This window comes from Achromobacter sp. UBA5777 (assembly GCF_002418565.1).
GTDB lineage: Bacteria > Pseudomonadota > Gammaproteobacteria > Burkholderiales > Burkholderiaceae_B > Achromobacter > Achromobacter animicus.
In genome coordinates this window covers 1-3,095 of record NZ_DIEJ01000077.1, presented here as the reverse complement: position 1 = coordinate 3,095, position 3,095 = coordinate 1, and the positions used below count along the sequence as shown (strand labels likewise).

At 66.0% G+C, this 3,095-nt stretch carries 3 protein-coding genes; all 3 read left to right on the top strand.

The annotated features are described in order from the left end of the window. Positions 1-540: LysR family transcriptional regulator substrate-binding protein (locus B3446_RS05440; RefSeq protein WP_291378176.1), on the top strand; the 540-nt coding region annotated here is incomplete at its 5' end. A 160-nt stretch (positions 541-700) separates the two neighbouring features. Further along, positions 701-1,774, top strand: coding sequence for a flavin reductase (locus B3446_RS05435; protein WP_291378174.1), 1,074 nt, complete (start codon positions 701-703; stop codon positions 1,772-1,774). A gap of 53 nt (positions 1,775-1,827) precedes the next feature. After that, the gene (locus B3446_RS05430; protein ID WP_291378172.1) at positions 1,828-2,946 is read left to right on the top strand and encodes a porin; all 1,119 of its coding nucleotides are present in this window, start codon (positions 1,828-1,830) and stop codon (positions 2,944-2,946) included. Positions 2,947-3,095 lie beyond the last annotated feature (149 nt).

The following is a 3,095-nucleotide window of genomic DNA, read 5'->3' as shown; positions in this document are numbered from 1 at the left end:
CAGGTGGTGCTGCGGGACCTGCCCTATGCGCAGGTCGTGCAGGCGATCACGCAGGACGCGGCGGACTTCGCCGTGGCGGCGCTGGACACCAAGCAGCGCGGGTTGCAGTTCCAGTCGCTGGCCGAGGAAAAGGTGATGCTCGTCGTGCCCGCCGGCCATCCGCTCGCCGCGCATGCCAGCGTCACGCTGTCGATGATCGCGCCCTACCGGATCATGTTCCTGGACCGTTACCTGTCGCTGCGCAAGCACCTGACGGAAGAATTCGCCAAGCAAGGGTTGAGCTTCGAGCACACCACCGCATCGACCCTGCCCACGCTGCTCGGGATGATCGACGCGGGCAACTGCGTCACCTTCCTGCCGCGCACCATGGTCCAGCGCAACGCGCAGTCGTCGCGCGTGCTCATCGAGATCAAGGACCTGGATGCCACCCGGCACTGGGGCTGCATCCTGTCGCGCCGGGCCGAGCTGTCCGCCGCCGCGCAAGCTTTCAAGGACTACCTGCGCAAGCACTTTCGCGAGCAGCTTGCCGAGCCCGTCTGAGGCGCCGCATTCATAACGGTACGTAATAGACGCATACCGGAACACAATTTGTGGCCGGTNNCCCCGCCGCTCCTAGACTTGGCGCCATGCCAGGCGGGAAGCGGCGGCGCGGGTTGCATGCCTTGCCGCGGGCCTGGCGCCCACGAAACAGGATGCGAGCATGACACCCTTCGACAGCAAGGAATTCCGCCGCGCGCTTGGCGCGTTTCCCACCGGCGTCACCGTGATCACCACCTGCGATGCCGCAGGCAAGCCCTACGGCGTCACCGCCAACTCGTTCAGTTCGGTCTCGCTGGATCCGCCGCTGATCCTGTGGAGCCAGTCCACCACCTCCAGCAGCTACCCGGCGTTTCGCGACTGTCCGCGGTTCGTCGTGAACATCCTGGCCGACCATCAGGTTCACGTCTCGAACCAGTTTGCGAAATCGGGCGCCGACAAGTTCCGCGAAGTCCCCGTCATGACCGGGCTGGGCGGCGTGCCCATCATCGACGATTGCGCGGCGCATCTGGAATGCGTGAAGGTGGCCGCCTATCCCGGCGGCGACCACGTCGTCTACCTGGGCCAGGTGGAAAAGATCTTTCGCAGCGGCCACCATTCACTCGCGTTTGGCGACGGCAAGTATCTGCGCACCTTCGCGCACGACCTGGGCGAAGTCGGCAGCCAGACCGGCGCGGCGGGCCTCGGCACGCTGAAGGCGCAGCGGATCGCGATGGCGGCGCTGCCGGCAATCAGCGAACACATCGGCCAGCGCACGGTCGGCATCGCAGTGTGGGGCAACCAGGGCGCCACCATCGTCGGCTGGGAGCCGTCCGCGCATCCCGTCAGTCGTTACCTGCAAGCGGGCGTGGTCGTGAGCCTCACGCAGTCGGCCACCGGCATCGCCTTTGCCGCATTCATGCCGCCGGCGCAGACGCAGGCAGCCATCGACGAAGAACTGGAGGCGCGCGCGCGCAGCGGCCAGCCCGACAATGGGCAGTTTGCGCAGCGCATTGCCGAGGCCCGCCAGCACGGCTTGGCGCGGGCCGTGGGCACTGCCGCATCGCCCCGCCATCAGGTCACGGTGAACGCGTTCAGCGCGCCCGTCTATGACGCGACCGGCCACATGGTGATGGCGATCTCCACGACTTGCGAGGCCGAACGCCTGCCCGCGGACTGGGACGGCGACGTGCCCGCGGCGCTGCTCGCCGCGGCGCGCGAACTATCGCATCGATTGGGAGGTGTCATCGACGTGTAGCAACACGCCCCTAGAGTGTCGGCTCCGATTGAATCCCAAAGAGGACTTTCATTTTGAAATCGACACTCCGCATTGCGGCGGCTGGCGCCTGCCTGTCCGCTTTCTCCCTGGCAGCGCCCGCCGCGCTCGCCGCCCCCGCCACCTCGGTCCAGCTTTACGGGCTGATCGACACCGGCCTGCAGTACCTCAACAACGGTCCCGACGGCAACAGCAAGACGGGCATGAGCGCAGGCAACCTGAACGGTTCGCGTTGGGGTCTGAAGGGTTCCGAGGACCTGGGCGACGGCGTTTCCGCCATCTTCGTGCTTGAAAACGGCTTTGACTCCAGCAACGGCACCACGCTGCAAGGCGGACGCCTGTTCGGGCGCCAGGCCTACGTGGGCTTTTCCAGCAACACGTGGGGCCGCCTGACGCTGGGGCGCCACAACACGCTGATGATCGAATGGATGAGCAAGTACAACCCGTTCGACAACGCCAACTTCTCGATCAAGCGGCCTGACGCCGCGTTCTCGGACCGTACCGACAACGCCGTCATGTACGTCGGTAAGCTGGGCCCCGTGTCCGTCGGCGGCTACTACAGCTTTGGCTGGAACAACGAGCAGTCGTTCGATGACAGCAAGCTCGGACGCATGGTGGGCGGCGGTATGCGCTACAAGTCGGGCGGTCTGGACGCCGCGGTGCTGTATCACTCGAAGAACGCTGACAAGCCCAAGACGGGCGCCAACAGCGGCAACCGCGAAGATCGCGTGGTCGCGGGCGTGTCGTACGACTTCGAGGACGTCAAGGTCTACGCCGGCTACCGCTGGCTGGACCAGAAGCTGACGCAGCGCAGCTACAAGAACAACATGACGTGGCTGGGCGCCAGCTACAAGCCGCAGGGCAACGTGCGCCTGTCGGCCGCCGTGTACCACCTGAACGACTCGGTGTGCGACGACATGAACAATGCCGCCTGCCCTGCCGTACAGGCCGCCGGCACGGGCCAGAAGTCGACCATGATCGTGCTCGGCAATGAATACGATCTGTCCAAGCGCACCACGCTGTATGCGGTGGCGGCTTACGCCATCAACGACGACAAATCGTCCTTGAGTGTGGTCGGCGGCAAGTATGGCGCCAACGTCGAGCCGGGCAAGAACCAGTTCGGCCTGAACCTCGGCATGCGGCATCGGTTTTGAACGCGCCCGCCTCCAATGCCGGCGGCACGGCCATCGCCGTGCGCGGCCTGCGGCATGCGTTCAACGGCCATACGGTGCTGGACGGCGTGGACCTGGACGTGCCTGCGGGCACGGTCCTGGCGCTGCTTGGGCCCTCCGGCTGCGGCAAG

Bases quoted from the DNA above. Each gene is read 5' to 3' on its own strand.
- B3446_RS05435 (WP_291378174.1), top strand. From the start codon at position 701: ATGACACCCTTCGACAGCAAGGAATTCCGCCGCGCGCTTGGCGCGTTT.